The sequence below is a fragment of the Belnapia sp. F-4-1 genome (genome assembly GCF_000802185.1).
Classification (GTDB): domain Bacteria; phylum Pseudomonadota; class Alphaproteobacteria; order Acetobacterales; family Acetobacteraceae; genus Belnapia.
This window is the reverse complement of record NZ_KN676113.1, coordinates 2,313,459-2,328,781: the sequence shown is the minus strand read 5'-3', so window position 1 is coordinate 2,328,781 and position 15,323 is coordinate 2,313,459. Positions and strand designations below refer to the sequence as shown.

14 protein-coding genes and 1 tRNA gene are annotated in these 15,323 nt (G+C 69.8%); 6 read left to right on the top strand and 9 right to left on the bottom strand.

The features are described 5' to 3' along the window. Positions 1-472 precede the first annotated feature (472 nt). Both LH62_RS11230 and LH62_RS11225 read right to left on the bottom strand, forming a co-directional pair. The gene (locus LH62_RS11230) at positions 473-1,873 is read right to left on the bottom strand and encodes a hypothetical protein (RefSeq protein WP_043361332.1); all 1,401 of its coding nucleotides are present in this window, start codon (positions 1,871-1,873) and stop codon (positions 473-475) included. Between the two features lie 347 nt (positions 1,874-2,220). Further along, positions 2,221-2,295: transfer RNA gene (locus tag LH62_RS11225), tRNA-Gly, on the bottom strand. A gap of 120 nt (positions 2,296-2,415) precedes the next feature. Between LH62_RS11225 and LH62_RS11220 the strand changes: the two genes are divergently transcribed. Both LH62_RS11220 and LH62_RS11215 read left to right on the top strand, forming a co-directional pair. Then, positions 2,416-3,156, top strand: a complete 741-nt coding sequence (locus tag LH62_RS11220; RefSeq protein WP_043361330.1) for a CoA transferase subunit A — start codon at positions 2,416-2,418, stop codon at positions 3,154-3,156. Further along, a complete protein-coding gene (locus tag LH62_RS11215; protein ID WP_043361329.1) occupies positions 3,153-3,803 on the top strand; it encodes a 3-oxoacid CoA-transferase subunit B in 651 nt (216 codons plus the stop codon). The genes LH62_RS11220 and LH62_RS11215 overlap by 4 nt, the downstream gene beginning before the upstream one ends. A 9-nt stretch (positions 3,804-3,812) precedes the next feature. Here LH62_RS11215 and LH62_RS11210 read toward each other — a convergent pair whose 3' ends face one another. Continuing rightward, entirely contained in the window at positions 3,813-5,042 is a 1,230-nt protein-coding gene (locus LH62_RS11210) for an ABC transporter substrate-binding protein (RefSeq protein WP_236552530.1), read from the bottom strand. Positions 5,043-5,136: 94 nt separating this feature from the next. On the opposite strand from LH62_RS11210, the gene LH62_RS11205 reads away from it, so the two are divergent. Together LH62_RS11205 and LH62_RS11200 are read left to right on the top strand one after the other, a co-directional pair. Beyond that, positions 5,137-5,742, top strand: a complete 606-nt coding sequence (locus tag LH62_RS11205) for a 2-hydroxychromene-2-carboxylate isomerase (RefSeq protein ID WP_043361326.1) — start codon at positions 5,137-5,139, stop codon at positions 5,740-5,742. Then, positions 5,742-8,054 carry a xanthine dehydrogenase family protein molybdopterin-binding subunit gene (locus LH62_RS11200; RefSeq protein WP_043361324.1) on the top strand — a complete coding sequence of 771 codons (2,313 nt, stop codon included), beginning with the start codon at positions 5,742-5,744 and terminating at the stop codon, positions 8,052-8,054. The genes LH62_RS11205 and LH62_RS11200 overlap by 1 nt, the downstream gene beginning before the upstream one ends. Here the strand turns inward: LH62_RS11200 and LH62_RS11195 are convergent. The 4 genes from LH62_RS11195 to LH62_RS11180 form a co-directional block, all read right to left on the bottom strand. Then, complete coding sequence (locus tag LH62_RS11195) at positions 8,041-8,910, bottom strand: tripartite tricarboxylate transporter substrate binding protein (protein WP_052214189.1); 870 nt, start codon at positions 8,908-8,910, stop codon at positions 8,041-8,043. The two genes, LH62_RS11200 and LH62_RS11195, sit on opposite strands and share 14 nt — an antisense overlap. Before the next feature lie 193 nt (positions 8,911-9,103). Further along, positions 9,104-9,550 carry an Rrf2 family transcriptional regulator gene (locus LH62_RS11190; RefSeq protein ID WP_043361320.1) on the bottom strand — a complete coding sequence of 149 codons (447 nt, stop codon included), beginning with the start codon at positions 9,548-9,550 and terminating at the stop codon, positions 9,104-9,106. A gap of 105 nt (positions 9,551-9,655) precedes the next feature. Continuing rightward, complete coding sequence (locus LH62_RS32515; RefSeq protein WP_043361317.1) at positions 9,656-10,387, bottom strand: cold-shock protein; 732 nt, start codon at positions 10,385-10,387, stop codon at positions 9,656-9,658. A gap of 172 nt (positions 10,388-10,559) precedes the next feature. Further along, positions 10,560-11,960 (bottom strand): short-chain fatty acyl-CoA regulator family protein, encoded by a 1,401-nt coding sequence (locus tag LH62_RS11180; protein ID WP_043361315.1) that lies wholly within the window; start codon positions 11,958-11,960, stop codon positions 10,560-10,562. Positions 11,961-12,105: 145 nt separating this feature from the next. Between LH62_RS11180 and aceA the strand changes: the two genes are divergently transcribed. Then, on the top strand, positions 12,106-13,443 hold the full coding sequence (gene aceA, locus LH62_RS11175; protein ID WP_043361312.1) for an isocitrate lyase: 1,338 nt from the start codon (positions 12,106-12,108) through the stop codon (positions 13,441-13,443). Between the two features lie 59 nt (positions 13,444-13,502). Continuing rightward, positions 13,503-13,697, top strand: a complete 195-nt coding sequence (locus LH62_RS11170) for a hypothetical protein (protein ID WP_043361310.1) — start codon at positions 13,503-13,505, stop codon at positions 13,695-13,697. Here LH62_RS11170 and LH62_RS11165 read toward each other — a convergent pair. Continuing rightward, positions 13,694-14,335, bottom strand: a complete 642-nt coding sequence (locus LH62_RS11165; protein WP_052214186.1) for a DUF1345 domain-containing protein — start codon at positions 14,333-14,335, stop codon at positions 13,694-13,696. The two genes, LH62_RS11170 and LH62_RS11165, sit on opposite strands and share 4 nt — an antisense overlap. Next, positions 14,335-15,318, bottom strand: a complete 984-nt coding sequence (locus tag LH62_RS11160) for a threonine/serine dehydratase (protein ID WP_043361308.1) — start codon at positions 15,316-15,318, stop codon at positions 14,335-14,337. Before LH62_RS11160 ends, LH62_RS11165 begins: the two co-directional genes overlap by 1 nt. Positions 15,319-15,323 lie beyond the last annotated feature (5 nt).

The window sequence follows — 15,323 nt, the reverse complement described above, 5'->3', positions numbered from 1 at the left end:
GGAAGGAATAAGAGCTCGGGGGGCGGGGACGCAGCTGTCGTCCACAGCTTCGACCGGCCAGGCGGTCGCCAAGCTGGATTAGGCGCTGAGGCTCTGCTCGAAGATCGTGTGTTTTCAGAGCGGTAAAGCTTGAGGGTTAAATCGCCCTACCCTCAATGTCCGGAGACTCTCTGGCACTTCGGAGAGAAAACCCGCCTCCGTTCCGCCACTGCACCGTCAAGGTTGTCGCAGAAACCCAGGCCAAACCTGCGCTTCAGCGCACTGGTCTGGTCGGGAGAGACAGGTTGTATGGAAGCCGACTGGAGCCAGTAAGCGATTCGGATCATCGGCCCCAACCGCATCTACGCAGTTCTCATCATCGACGGATTCGATCAAAACGCAGCGTTGAAGGCTCTTGGGCGGGACGACCCTCTTACCCGCCACGACCACGCCAAGCTGCTGTGGGTAGTCCCGCTGACTTCCCGTCACGTCCTCAGTGGCGCCGCGCCTCGACACCCAGCTCCCGCCACATCCAGCCGAAGTCATACTCACCGATCGGGTCTCCGGTCGGCCGCTTCGCCGAGTGATTCTCCAGTGTCTTGAGCCAAGCCACGACTTTTTCCCGCCCCTTCGGCGTCTTCGCCGCCGCGCGAGGCGACTTGCCGCCGAGAGAAGGAATTGGCTGGTCGAGAATGTGCCGGTAGTGGTCCTCCAAGCTTTGGTGGATCAGCGCGCGCTCCTCTTCTGGCGACAGACCGCTCGGCTTCGGGGGCGGCCGCTTCGTTTCCAGCATCTGCTCGAGGTCGGTCCGCTCAGTGAGAGGGGAGCCGACCAATTCGGCCAACACAGGCTCAAGCAGCGCCCGGCCGCGCGCTGCCCGGGCCGTGGAGTTCACCTCTAGTGACAGGCGACGACCCTTCAGTGCCAGCGTGCCGAGCACCAGCGAGCCGTCCTCCATGGTGCTGAAAAAGGTTTGGGCCTTTCCTCGGCGCGGTACGGGCTGCGGCTTCGTCCCGGGCTCATCCAACCAGTTCCAGAAACCCGGGTCTTCCTGCCGGAAGGCAGGGACGGCGGCCAGAGCCTGGCGGACCTGCTCGGGCTTGACCTTCGGCAGCAAGGGAAAGTGCAGCGTAATGAAGTCGAGCGGGTCGCCCTCGCTGTTCAGCAGTTCCGGCCGGTTCTGGCCCCGCGCTGCCTTGATGCCGGCATCAAGCCAGAAATTCGTGACCATGAAAGCGGCGCCGGCAAGCAGCAGGTCCGGGGTCATCATGTCGGCTAGCGTCTTGGAGTCCGTCTTGATGCCGAACTCCTGCGCGATCGCCGCCACGTCGCGGGGCGCCTGCGTTCGGGTCTTCCGGAGCGAGGCGAGCAGCGCCTCGCTGGTGTCATGGTCGAAAAGCATCAGCGTGCCGCTGATGACGGCGCCCTCCGACATGGGGATCACTCGTGTGGCGATGCGGTCCCATTGCCGCAGCCCCTGGGAACCCAGCTTCTCCGAGACGCGCACCGGCTCGCCGCCCCGAACTAGGTCGCGCAGCAGCATCGATTCGCCCGGCACGAGCCCGCTCACCTCATAGACGCTGATCGTCGCTCGGCGCAGGCCCGCGATGTACTCCCGTACGGAGACGCCCTCCTTCCAGCCACGCCGACGGAGGTAGTCGTCCGCAAGGTTACGATTGCCGGGGAGATCGGTGGCGACCAGGTCCTCGAATGCGGCGCCCCAGACCACCGTGGCAGCGTCTTCGCCGAGGACGTCTGCGATCTCCTCCACATCGATCCCGGCCGCCTCACAGACCTTCGCGCTATGGCGGTCGATGAACTCGGCCAGGATGCCACGCCACTCGTCCCGCTTGGCCCAGGCAATCAATCCGGCGATGTCGTGCGGCTTGGACAAGGTGACCGCCTCCGATCGGGGTGGAGGTGGATGGTCTATCGGCGCTACGCGAGGGGCAAGAGCTTGAGGGGGAGCGAGCGTGATTCGGCGCCCAGCTTCGTCCGGCAGGCGGTAGCAACGCTGAAGAAGGCGCTGACGCTCTGCCCGAAGATCCTCCATTTTCAACGCAGTAAACCTTGGTGGCAAAATCGCCCTACCCTCAAGGTCCAGAGACTCTCCGACACCGCGGGGAGAAAACCCGGCTCCGTTCCACATTCAGACCATCAAGGTCGATGCGGAAACCCAGGCCAAACCTGCGCCTCAGCGCGATGGTCTGGTTGGGAGAGACAGGTTGTGTGGAAGCCGACTGGAGCGGGCGAAGGGATTCGAACCCTCGACCCCAACCTTGGCAAGGTTGTGCTCTACCCCTGAGCTACGCCCGCACCGTCCGGCGAGGCGCCCATGTACCACAGTTTCCCGGTCGCGCAACCCCCCTCTCGCCAGGGCTGGACGCGCCTGCCGGCACGGGTCACGCTTCCGGCCAAAAGGGGGAGGAAGGCGGCATGACCAGGAGCGGCAAGGCCTTTGGCAGCTTCGCCGAAGCGGTGGCGGACATCCCGGATGGTGCAACCGTCGCCTTCGGCGGCTTCGCCGGGCCGGGGACACCCTATAACCTCACCCACGCCCTGCTGAAGCAGGGAGCGAAGCGCCTCACCTGCATCGCCAACACCACCGGCGGGGCGCATCAGCCACGGATGCCCGATATCGGCATGCTGGTGGAGAATGGCCAGGTGGCGAAGGTGGTCTGCGCCTTCACCGCCGCCACCCGCCCAACCGACCAGCTGCCCTTCACCCCCTATTACGAGCGCGGCGAGGTGGCGGCGGAGCTGGTGCCGCAGGGCACGCTGGCCGAGCGGCTACGCGCGGCCGGCGCCGGCATCCCCGCCTTCTACACCCCGACCGCGGTCGGCACGGAGCTGGCCGAGGGACGAGAGACGCGGGTGATCAACGACCGCGAATACCTCCTGGAATACGCACTCCCCTGCGACTACGCGCTGATCCGCGCCTGGCGGGCCGATGCGGCGGGCAACTTGCAATTCCGCCTATCGCAGCGGAATTTCTGTCCGCTGATGGCAATGGCGGCAAGGACGACGATCGTCGAAGTGGAAGAGCCCATCCTCCCCGCCGGCGCCCTCGACCCGGACCAGATCCACACCCCCGGCATCTTCGTCCATCGCCTGATCCCGATCCCACCGGCGCCCGAGGGGCTCTGGACGGCCCGCCGGCAGGAGCGCACGTCATGAGCGCCACGACGAGCAAAGGCTGGGACCGCCAGCAGATGGCCGACCGCTTGGCGCGCGAGTTCCAGGATGGCTGGATCGTCAATCTCGGCGTCGGCATCCCGACGCTCTGCTCCAACACCGATATCGGCGACCGCGACATCACCTACCATGCCGAGAACGGGGTCATCGGCTACGGTCCGGTGCTGCCGCCGGGGCAGGAGGACCTGCACCTCGTCAATGCCGGCGGGCAGAACGTCTCGCTCAACCCGGGCGCGGCCATCGTCCACCATGCCGACAGCTTCGGCATCATCCGCTCCGGCCGGATCGACGTCACGGTGATGGGCGCCTACGAGGTCGCCGCCAATGGCGACTTCGCCAATTGGAAGATCGGCGGCGCCAAGGGCGGCGGCATCGGCGGCGCGATGGACCTCGCCGCCTGTGCGAAGCGCGTCTTCATCATCCTTGAGCACACGACGCGAAAAGGCGAGCCGCGGCTGCTGCGCGCCTGCACCTTGCCGGTGACGGCGCGCGGCGTCGTTACCCTGGTCGCCACCAATCTCGGGCTGTTCGCGCCTTGGGGCGAGGGCTTCGCGGTGCGCGAGCTGGCGCCGGGCGTCAGCTTCGAGGCGGCGCAGCAGGCGACGGGGGCGCCGCTGCTGCCCGCCTGAGGCCCGCCGTCAGGTCGGCCGCAACGCCGGGCACTCGCTCTCGGCGGCTGGGCGGTAGGCCTGGTCGCCGGGGATGGTCTTCACCACCTCGAGCAGATCCCACTCGCCGCGCGACTCCGCCGGGCGCTTGGCACGCATCAGCAGCATGTCGCGGATGACGCGGCCATCCTCGCGGATGCGCCCGCCCCGCGTCATGAAGTCCTCGATCGGCATCTCGCGCATCTTCGCCATGACGGCCGGCGCGGCATTGGTGCCCGCGGCCTTCACCGCCTTCAGGTAATGCGTCACCGCGCCCCACATGCTGGCCTGGAACATGGTCGGCGGCCGGCCATGCAGGCGGGCGAAGCGTGCCGAGAAGGCGCGCGACGCCTCGTCCCGGTCCCAGTAATAGGCCTCGGTGAAGACCAGCCCCTGCGCCGTCTCCAGGCCGATCGCCTTGACGTTGGTCAGCAGGCAGAGCAGCGCCGCGGGCTGGATGCCGCGCCGGATCAGGCCGAACTCGCCCATCTGCTTCACGGCGTTGATGAGGTCAGTCCCGGCCACCGCAAGGCCCAGCACATTGGCGCCCGACTGCGCGGCGCGCAGCAGGTGGGTGGAGAAATCCGTCTCGTTGAGCGGCGCCCGCGTGGTGCCGACCACCTCGCCGCCAAGCGCCCGCACCGCCTCGATGCCGTTGGCCTCCAGCGAATGGCCGAAGGCATAGTCGGAGGTGATGAAGTACCAGCGCCGCCTGCCCTCGCCGATCATGGCGGAGACGGTGCCGCGGGCGAGCGCGTAGTTGTCATAGGTCCAGTGCAGCCCGTTCGGCGAGCAGGCGCGGCCCGTCAGCTCCGTCGTGCCGGCGGCAACGGAGATGTTGATGCGGCCCTTCTCCCGCGTCAGCTGCTGCACGGCCAGCGCCACAGCGGAGTTGCCGATGCCGAAAATCGCATCCACCCGCTCCTGGTCGTACCAGCGCCGCGCGATGCCCATGCCGATATCCGGGCGGTTCTGCAGGTCGCCGAAGACCAGCTCGACCGGAGCGCCAAGCACCTGGCCACCGAAGTCCTCGATCGCCATGCGCGCGGCGACGACGTCGCCCATGCCCTGCTGGTCGGCGAAGGGGCCGGACATGTCGTCCAGTACGCCGATCCTGACCGCATTGTCGGAAGCCTGAGCGAGGGCGCGGCCGGCGGGCCAGATGGCTGCGGCCGCCAGCAGCGCCGCCCGTCGCGGCATGGTCGTCCCGTTCTTGTTCATCCTGGATGTTCCTCCGCTTGATGGGGCTGTCATCGCGCTATTCCCGCGGCCGCCCCAAGCATGCAGACTGTCCCACAGCCGGAGGAACGCCGCCATGAGCCTGCATATCGACTACTACGCCTCGCTGAATTCGCCCTGGACGCATCTCGGCGCGGCGCGGATCGAGGCGCTGGCGGCTCAGCATGGGGCGAGCCTCCGCATCTGGCCGGTCGATTTCGGCACCATCTTCGCCGGCTCCGGCGGCCTGCCGCTGCCGAAGCGCAGCCCGCAGCGCCAGGCCTACCGGTTGCAGGAGCTGGCGCGCTGGCGCGAGGCGCTCGGCATCCCCATCCAGATCCAGCCGAAGCATTTCCCGGCCAAGGAGCTGCCCGCCGCCGCCTGCGTCATCGCGGTCCGCGAGACGATGGGCGATGCACTCGCCATCCGCCTCGGCCACCGCATCCTGAAGGCCTGCTGGGAGGATGAGCTGGACCCGGGCGACGAGGCGACGCTCGCCCGGCTGATCGATGAGTGCGGCCTCGATGGGAAGGCCGTGCTCGAACTCGGCAAGGAGCCGCGCTGGGCCGAGATGCGCGCCGCCGACAGCGAGCGGGCGCTGGCCCGCGGCGTCTTCGGTGCGCCCACCTATGTCATCGGCGATGACATCTTCTGGGGCCAGGACCGGCTGGAATTCGTCGCCCGCCGGCTGGCGCGCGGCTGATGCCCGAGGGCGAGGCGGGCCGCTCCGTCCGGCGGCGGGAGGACCGGCGCTTCCTCACCGGTGAGGGGCGCTATGTGGGCGACATTCCCGTGCCAGGGGCGCTCCATGGCGTCGCCCTGCGCTCGCCGCATGCGCATGCGCGCATCCTCGGCCTCGATGCTACGGCGGCACGGGCCATGCCGGGTGTCCGGCTGGTGCTGACCCATGCGGACCTGCTGGCCGAGGACATTGGCCCCCTGCCATGCCCGGCCGTGGTGGCGACCGTCGCGCCGATCATCGTCCCTCCCCGCCATGCCCTGGCCGGCGAGGCCGTGCGGCATGTGGGCGAGGCCGTCGCCTTCGTCATCGCCCAAACCGCCGCCCAGGCGCGAGACGCGGCCGAAGCCATCGCCGTCGAGTACGAGCCACTACCGGCGGTGGTGGAGAGCCGCGCGGCGCTCGCCCCCGGCGCGCCGCGGATCTGGCCCGAGGCGCCGGGCAACGAGGCCTTCCGCTTCGAGCGCGGCGAAAAGGCGGCCGTGGATGCCGCCTTCGCCGCGGCCGCGCATGTGGTGGAGCTCGACCTCGTCAACAACCGCGTCCATGCCGCGCCGATCGAACCGCGCGGCGCCGTCGCCCGCTGGGAGGGCGGACGCTTCGACCTGATGCTGAGCGGCCAGGGCGTGCACGGCATTCGCCGCCAGCTCGCCCGCGACGTCTTCCGCCTGCCGGAGGAGGATTTCCGCCTGCATTGCCCCGATGTCGGCGGCGGCTTCGGGCTGAAGAACTTCCTCTTTCCTGAATATGTCTGCCTGCTGCTGGCGGCGCGGCGCCTTGGCCGGCCGGTTGCCTGGACAGCCGACTACACGGAGGAATTTCAGGCCGCCGTCCATGCGCGGGACCTGCGCGGCCAGGCCCGGCTGGCGCTCGATGCCGAGGGGCGGTTCCTCGCCCTGCATGCTGACCTCGCCGCCGATATGGGCGCCTACTGCTCCTCCCACGGCCCGGCCTGCCCGACCAACTCGGTCTCGACGGCGATCGGCGGCGTCTACGCCATCCCCGCCATCCGGCTGGAGGTGACGGGCGCCTTCACCAACAGCGCGCCGGTCGATGCCTATCGCGGCGCCGGCAAGCCGGAAGCCAACTACCTGACCGAGCGGCTGGTCGAGGCTGCGGCGCGGCAGCTCGGCCTCGATCCGGTCGAGCTGCGCCGGCGTAACCTCGTCACCCGCTTCCCCCATCGCAGCGCGCTCGGAATGCTGATGGATACCGGCCGCTTCGCCGACAACCTCCGGGAGCTGGAGGCGCTGGCCGACCGCCCCGGCTTCGCCGCCCGCCGGGCCGAAAGCGAGACGCGCGGCAGGCTGCGCGGCCAGGGCATCGCCTGCTTCCTCGAAACCTCGCGCGGCGCTCCCCAGGAATGGGCCGCGGTGCGCTTCGCCCAGAACGGGATGGTGGAGCTCTGCCTCGGCACCCAGTCCAACGGCCAGGGGCACGAGACGAGCTTCCCGCAATTCGCGGCCGACCATCTCGGCCTGCCGCCGGAACGTTTCCGCCTGGTGCAGGCCGATACCGCCGCCGTGCCCTTCGGCAACGGCCATGGCGGCGCCCGCTCGCTGCATGTCGGCGGCACCGCGCTGGTGATGGCGATGGATGCGGTTCTGCAGAAAGCCCGGCCCATCGCCGCCCATCTGCTCCAGGCGGCGCCCGAGGCGCTGGACTATGAGGGTGGCCGCTTCTGCGTGCGGGGGACGGAGCGGAGCGTGGCGCTCGAGGCCGTTGCCGAGGCGGCGCGGGACCCGGCCAACCTGCCCGAGGGCACGCCGCCCGGGCTGGATGCCGAGGCGATGAACCTCTCGGAGCTCGTTACCTTCCCCTCCGGCGCCCATTGCGCCGAAGTGGAAGTCGATCCGGAGACCGGGCAGGTCGCGCTGCTGCGCTATCAGGCCGTCGACGACTACGGCCGCCTCATCAATCCGTTGCTGACGGCGGGGCAGGTGCAGGGCGGCCTCGCCCAGGGCATCGGCCAGGCGCTGCTGGAGGAGGTGGCCTATGAGCCGGGCTCCGGCCAGCTTCTCTCCGCCTCCTTCATGGACTACTGCATCCCCCGCGCGGAGGACCTGCCGCCGCTCGAGGCCGCCTTCGGCGAATTGCCGACGCAATCGAACCCGCTCGGGGTGAAGGGTTCCGGCCAAGCGGGCGCGATCGGCGCGCCGCAGACGGTGGTGGCGGCGGTGCTGGATGCGCTGGCGCCGCTCGGCATCACCCATCTCGACATGCCGCTGACGGCGGAGCGGGTGTGGCGGGCGATGCGCGCCGCTACTCCGCGGTAATGCCGGTCACCTGCAATACCTCGGCCCAGCGCGCATGCGCAGCCTCGAGATTGGCCTGGGTTGCTGCCGGTGGCGCCCAGGCCGGCTCCAGCCCAAGGTCGCCAAGCCGGTTGGCGACTTCGGGCCGCCCCATGGCGCGTCGTAGCCCGTCGGCCAGGGTCGCCATCACCGGCACCGGCGTCCGCGCCGGGGCCAGCAGGGGCACCACCCCGTCCCAGGCGAAGGTTGCAGGATAACCAAGTTCGAGGAAGGTCGGCGTTTCCGGCAGTTGCGGCAGCCGCTTCGGGCCGAGCACCGCCAGCACCCGCAGCTTGCCCGCCTGGACATGCTCGCGGGTGGAATTATGGCTGACCAAGCCGCATTGAACCCGGCCGGCCAGCATGTCGAGGATCAACGGGTTCTCGCCGCGATAGGCCACATGGGTCATCCCCAGCCCCGCCGCGTCCGAGATGATCTGGCTGAAGACATGGCTGCCCGAGCCGGTGCCATAGGAGCCGTAGCTGAAGGACCGGCTGCGGGCCGCCTCGATGAATTCGGCCAGGCTCCGTGCCCCGATCGAGGCCTGAACGGCGAAGATCGCCGCCGCCCTCCCCACCTGCCCGACCGGGGTGAAGTCACCCAGCGGGTCATAGGGAAAACGGCGGAACACCATCGGTCCCTGCATATAGGTCAGGATGGTGAAAAGCAGGGTCGTGCCGTCCGGTGAGGATTTCGCCACATAGTCGGCGCCGATCATGGCCGAGGCGCCGGAGCGGTTCTCCGTCACGACCGAGCGGCCGAGCGCCTCGCTGAAGGCCGGCGCCACCGTGCGCATCCAGGCATCGGTCGCACCGCCGGGCTGGAAGGGCAACACCATGCGGATGGGCCGGTCCGGCAGCGCCTCCTGTCCCTGCGACTAGGCCCGTGTATGAACCGCGCCGGCCGCGAGGCCGTACAGCAAGCCGCGTCGTTGCATCCCGTCCATCCTCCCCGCGGTCCCGTGTGCCCGAGATCCGCGAGGAAGCTTCGGAGTTTTCGTCCCCTCCAGCAATGCCGATGGCGTGGTGCGGTCAGATGACGAAGTTCAGCGGCTCCACCACCGGTCGCTTCACGCCGGCGGCGGCGGCGCGCTTGATGAGGTCGGCGACGGTCAGCTTGGTGAGGTGGTCGCGGCAGAGCCCCTCCAGCTCGTTCCAGAGCGGGGCGACCACGGCGGCTTGGAGCCGGCCCTGCGGCGCTTCCGGGGCTCCATCCTCGTCGAGGGCGGTGGAGACGATCTCGGCCAGGCGCAGGTCGCGCGGCGGGCGGCCGAGGCGGTAGCCGCCCTTCGGCCCACGGATGCTGTCGAGCAGGCCGGCCCGGGAAAGGGATTGCAGCACGGGCTCGATACCCCGCCGGGCCTGGCCCAGCCGCTCGGCAATGTCGGCGGCGCTCACCGCCTCGCTGCGCCCGGCATGGAAGGCGACATCCAGCATGATGGCGATGGCCGTCATCGCCCTTTCCCGCCGTAGCAGCATCCAGCCAGCCCTCCCCGGGGATTCAACGCCCTGGGACCGTGATATGCCGATGCGATGCACGGGGCAAGGCCCGGACCGCGTAACGCGGTCCGGGATGTTTCACGCTTAGTCGCGCGTCAGTGTCGCGGCCTCGGGGCCCTTCTTGCCCTGGACGACCTTCATCACCACCGCCTGGCCCTCGGCCAGCGGGGTGAGCCCACTGCGCTCCAGCGCCGTGGCATGGACGAAGACATCGCGCCCGCCACCCTCGGGGGAGACGAAGCCGAAGCCCTTCTCCGGGCTGTACCACTTGACGGTGCCGCGCATCTCCTGCGCGTCACCCTGCGGCATGAAGCCGCCGCCACCGCCGGGAGCGCGGGGCGGACGGGGGCCGCCGAAGCCGCCACCGGCGCCACCGGCGCCATAGCCGCCACCCCCGCCGCCATAGCCACCGGCCATGCCGCCGCTGCGCGGCGCCTGGGCCTCGCCGGGGCTGGTGATCTCGATCACCTCGGTCACCTGCTGGCCCTTTTGGCCCGGGCCGACGCGGACGCGGAGCCCGGCTCCCGGGTTGACCGCATCGCTGCCGGCGCGCTGCAGCACCGAGACGTGCAGGAAGGCATCGCCCGAGCCATCGCCCAGCTCGACGAAGCCGAAGCCCTTCTCGGGGTTGAACCACTTCACCGTGGCCTTCAGCTCCGGCCCGGAGGCGAAGACGGAAGGCGTGCGGGCCATGGGCGGACCGCCGCTGGAGAAGCTGGGCGGCGGCGGGGCCCAACCGCCCGGGAAGTCGGGTGTGTCGTCGTCGAAGCCGCGCTTGCGGGGCTTACGGGGGCGCCAGCTCTCGTTCTTGGCCATATCGGAAACTCTTCGGTGCTCCTGCAGCCATGCCCCTTCCTTGGTGCACGGCCCGCCGCCCCGATCCATGAGGAACCGAGGTCTGGCGATTGCCAAAACTCGCGGTACAGCGAGCCGCGGTCAAGGGGCAGTTCGGCGCAAGTGCGATGACAGGGCCATAAATCGACGCAAGCTACCTTCTCGGCGTGCTGAACTGGTAGGGCGCGGCCGTCGTCACCAGCGGATCGAGCGCCAGCCGGTGCTCCAGCGGCGGAAAGGCGCGGCTGCGGCAATCCAGCCGGTCGCACAGCCGGCAGGACAGGCCGATGCCGACCATCGCCTTCTCCAGGTCGAGCCCATCGCCATAGACCACCTCCGGCGCGCGGGAGAGGTCGCAGCCCATGGCGACCACCTGCACCGCCGCCGGTTCGCCCCACCGCGTCGGGGCGCCCTGCACGGTGCGCGCGAAGCAGAGGAAGGTGCCGCCATCCGGCAGTTGCGCCAGCTGCACCCGCACCTGGCCCGGCGTGGCGAAGGCGTGGTGGACGATCCATTTCGGGCAGCTGCCACCGAAGCGAGCGAAGGGGAAGCCGGCGGCGCTGAAGCGCTTGTCCACATTCCCCGCCGGATCGACGCGGAGGAAGAAGAAGGGCACGCCCCGAGCCCCCTCGCGCTGCAAGGTGGTGAGCCGGTGGCAGGCCTGCTCGAAGGAGGTGCCGAAGCGCGCCGCCAGCGCCTCCACGTCATGCCGCAGGCCGCGGGCGGCGGTGCCGAAGGCCGCATAGGGCATCAGCAGGGCGCCGGCGGCATAGTTCAGCAGGCCGATGCGGATGAGGGCCGTCGCCTCCGGGCTCGATGGCTCGAAGCCGCCGAGCGCGGCCTGCACCGCCTCGCCCGCCTCGAGCAGCATGAGCTGGAAGGCGAGGTGGAAGCCGCGGCTCTCGCGCGGCAGGAATTCCGACAGGTCAAGTCGCCGCCCCTGCGGATCGTAGCGGCGCAGCGCGCCAGGCAGCGGGCCGACGACGACGGTCAGCCCATGCCGCTCGCGCAGCCGCTGCGCGACGGCATGGTTCATCTCCGAGGGCAGCGTCGTGCGCATCTCGGCGGCGATCGCCTCCGCCGCCGCCTCCAGCACGGGGAAGTGGTTGGCGCGGTCATGGAAGAAGTCGCGCGCCTCCTCCGTTGGCAGCAGCAGGCGGCGCCCGGTCGGCAGGGCGATGCCGCCGCTGTCCTCGCGGGCCACCCGCCAGGCGCGGTAGAGCGCCAGCATCGCCCGCCCGGCATGCGGCGCGCTGCCGGCGATGGTGGCGACCTCTTCCTCCGGCACCTCGTCGAGCCCGAGCAGCGGGTCCGACAGCACCTCGCGCAGCCCGGTCTCCAGCGCCTTCTCGCGGATGCCGGAGAGCGCGGCGATATCGACCTGCAAGGCTTCGGTCAGCTTGATGAGCAGGCTGGCGGTGACGGCGCGCTGGTCGTGCTCGATCAGGTTCAGGTAGCTGGCCGAGATGCCGAGGCGCGCAGCCAGGGCCTGCTGCGCCAAGCCCTTTTCCTGTCGCAGGCGGCGGATGGTGCGACCGATCAGCGGACGTGTCACGCTTCACACCTTTTACAAGTTTCGCCACATCCCTGTGAGAATATCGACAGGTTTGCAGCCTCCAATGCGATCTAGTTGCTGAACTTCAGCCCGGCAATGTGAATTATTCACTCGTCCAACGAGACGTGATGGACTGGAGACACGAATGCGCCAGATACCTGCCCCCTCCTTCGCGCCCGATGGCAGCCTTGGGGGCGAGCGGCCCGACCCCGGCCGCTTCGAAGGCATCCGCCGCGACTACACGTCGGCCGATGTCGCCCGCCTCGCCGGCAGCTTCCGCATCCAGCACACGCTGGCCGACAGGGGCGCCCGGCGCCTCTGGCAGCTGCTGAAGACCGAGCCCTATGTGAACACCCTTGGCGCCCTCACCGGCATGCAGGCCTTGCAACAGGTGAAGGCGGGGCTGAAGGCCATCTACCTCTCCGGCTGGCAGGTGGCGGCGGACGCCAACACCGCCGGCACCATGTACCCGGACCAGTCACTCTACCCGGTCGACAGCGTCCCCAACGTCATCCGCCGCATCAACAACGCGCTGCGCCGCGCCGACCAGATCGCGGTGCAGGAGGGCAAGGGGGACGATACTCACTACATGGCGCCGATCGTGGCGGATGCGGAGGCCGGCTTCGGCGGTGCGCTCAACGCCTATGAGCTGATGCGCGCAATGATCGATGCCGGCGCCGCCGGCGTGCATTTCGAGGACCAGCTGGCCTCCGAGAAGAAATGCGGCCATCTCGGCGGCAAGGTACTGGTGCCGATCCAGCAGCACATCCGCACGCTGAACGCCGCCCGCCTCGCCGCCGATGTCGAGGGCGTTCCTACCGTCCTCCTTTGCCGCACCGATGCCGAGAGTGCGCAGCTGCTGACCGCTGATATCGACGAGCGCGACCGCCCCTTCATCACCGACGAGCGGACGCCGGAAGGCTTCTTCCGCATCAAGCCGGGGATGGGCAAGCAGTACGCCATCGCCCGCAGCCTCGCCTACGCGCCTTACGCCGACCTGCTCTGGTGGGAGACCTCCGACCCCGACCTCCAGGATGCGCGCGACTTCGCCGAGGTTATCCAGCGCGAGTTCCCCGGCAAGATGCTCGCCTACAACTGCTCGCCCAGCTTCAACTGGCAGCGGAAGATGGGCATCGAGGCGGCGACGGCGTTCCAGCGCGAGCTGGGCGCCATGGGCTACAAATTCCAGTTCGTCACACTGGCCGGCTTCCACAGCCTGAACCTTTCCATGTTCAAGCTGGCGCGCGGCTACAAGGACCGCGGCATGGGCGCCTATTCGGAGCTCCAGCAGGCGGAGTTCGCTGCCGAGGCGGAGGGCTTCACCGCCATCCGGCACCAGCGCGAGGTGGGCGTCGGCTATTTCGACGCGGTGGCCACGGCGGCGGGCGGCGGGCAGTCGAGCACCACGGCGCTCGCCACCAGCACGGAGGCCGCCCAATTCCACGATCACGCGCTGGCGCACGAGCCCGCCCCGGCGAAGTAGGCACCCGGCCCCGCGCCGCGGTGCGGGGCCACCTCCCCCAACCCAGAGGAAAGCGTCCCATGTCCAACGACGATTACGACGACGGCCTGGTCCAGTCCCATGGCGGGGTGGCCGAGCCGATGCCCTGGCGCGAGGAAGCCCCGGCCGAGCCGGAGCCCCGCCGAATTGCCTTGGCCGATGACTGCTACGATGACGGCCTCGTCCACGAGCATGGCTGGGCCTGCTCCGAGCGCGGCCGTCAGGCGCACGTCTAATCGACGAGGCTCGCCGCCAGGTTCACCGCCGCCGCCAGGATGACGGCGTTGAACAGGAAGGAGACCAGCGCGTGGATCAGCGTCAGCTGCCGGATCAGCCGGGCGCTGACCGCGACGTCGGATGTCTGGAAGGTCATGCCGATGGTGAAGGCGAAATAGAGGAAGTCGGTGAAGTTCGGCTCCTCCTCGCCCTCGGGCCCCTTCGGGAAGTCGAGGCCGCGCCCGCCCATCTGCCAGTACTCATGCGCATAGCGCACCGCGAAGAGATGGTGCACGAAGCCCCAGGAGAGGGCGATGGTCAGCAGGGCCGGGCCGATCTCCTCCGGCCCCGGCTTTCCCTCGGCCGAAGCCAGGTACCAGAAGACCGCGACGAGCGAGGCGATGGCCGAGGCCAGGCTGGCGCAGAGCACCGCCGTCTCCCCCTCGTCCAGCTCCTCGGCCCGGCGGCGGATCATCTCCGGCGTCGCCCGCTGCATCAGGGTGAAGGTCGGGATGCCATCGGCGAGGACCGCGACGCACCAGCCGGCCAGCACCGCGCCCGGCACCTGCAGGCCGAGCAGCCAGCCCAAGCCGCCGGCCAGCAGGCCGAGTGCGGCCGCGGCCCTGAGGATCGGCCGGTTGCGCAACCAGGGCAGCATCACGCCGCCGCCTGGAGCGCCCGGGCGAAGACCGCCGCATCGACATTGCCGCCGCTGAGGACGATGCCGCAGCACCGGCCACGTGCATCCAGCTTGCCGGCCAGGAGCGCTGCCAGCGCCACCGCCCCGCCCGGCTCGACGACGATCTTCAGGTGATCGAAGGCGAAGCGCATGGCGCGGAACACCTCGGCCGGCGTCACCACCAGACCGCCGGCGAGCAGCCGCCGGTTGACGGCGAAGGTCAGCGCCCCAGGCCTGGGCGCCAGCAGCGCGTCGCAGAGCCCGTCGCCCTGCCCGTCATTCGCCAGCCGCTCTCCGGCGGCAAGGCTGCGGCGCGTATCGTCCCAGCCCTCCGGCTCCACCGCCCAGACCTCGGCGACGGGCGCCAGCGCCTCCATCGCCAGGGCGCAGCCGGCCACCAGCCCGCCGCCGCCGGTGCAGACGGCAAGGGCATCGAGCGCGAGGTCCGCCGCCCGCGCATCCTCTACCAGCTCCACCGCCAGCGTGCCCTGGCCGGCGATGACATGCGGGTGGTCGAAGGGAGGGATGAAGGTGGCGCCACGCTCCGCCACAAGCTGGGCAGCGAGCGCCTCGCGGTCCACGTCATGCCGGTCGAAGAGCTGGATCTCGGCGCCCCAGCGCCGCGTCGCCTCACGCTTGATGACGGCACCGTCCGCCGGCATCGCTATGACGGCAGGCATGCCGAGCAGCTGCGCCGCGCAGGCCGTCGCCTGGGCATGGTTGCCCGAGGAATAGGTGACGACGCCGCCGCACCGCGCCTCGGGCGGCAGCTGGAGGGCAGCGTTCAACGCGCCACGGAGCTTGAAGCTGCCGGTCCGTTGCAACGGCTCCGGCTTAACCAGGATGGTGCCGCCGGTCAGCTCGTCGAGCAGCGGGTGGCGCAGCATCGGGGTACGAAGGGCGAGGCCACGCAACCGGCCGGCGGCAGCCTCGATATCGGCGAAGTTCGGGAGATCCTGCATGCCGC